Source organism: Staphylococcus pasteuri, from assembly GCF_030547725.1.
In the GTDB taxonomy this organism is placed as follows: Bacteria; Bacillota; Bacilli; order Staphylococcales; family Staphylococcaceae; genus Staphylococcus; species Staphylococcus pasteuri.
In genome coordinates this window covers 1-299 of the sequence record NZ_JAUOQO010000195.1, presented here as the reverse complement: position 1 = coordinate 299, position 299 = coordinate 1, and the positions used below count along the sequence as shown (strand labels likewise).

Genomic DNA, 299 nt, shown 5'->3' with positions numbered 1-299 from the left:
ATCAAGCACAAAGGAAAAATCTACGTTTTCTGGATTAAACCCCTCATACTCTGATTCAGTGCCAATTCGCCCTATAGTTTTATTATTTTTGTAATTTATCCCCAGCTTCTTTTTAAATGTTTGAGGATTGGTTTGCACAGTGAAAAAAGGTTCTCCAGAGGCTTTGTCCAATTTTCCATCACTTAAGTTAACCACGCTAAATGACAGTCGGGCTTTCTCTCCACTCACTATATCACTCAAGGATTTAGGCTTTTTCGTCGCTTCAATTCGCATTAACGCTTGATTAAGTTGTTGGGTGG

General features: G+C 38.5%; 1 protein-coding gene. It reads right to left on the bottom strand.

What is annotated here, in order from left to right; all coding sequences use genetic code 11:
* Positions 1-273, bottom strand: a 273-nt coding sequence (locus Q4528_RS13375; protein WP_303522000.1) for a CIS tube protein, incomplete at its 3' end; no start/stop codon positions are given.
* Positions 274-299: the final 26 nt, after the last annotated feature.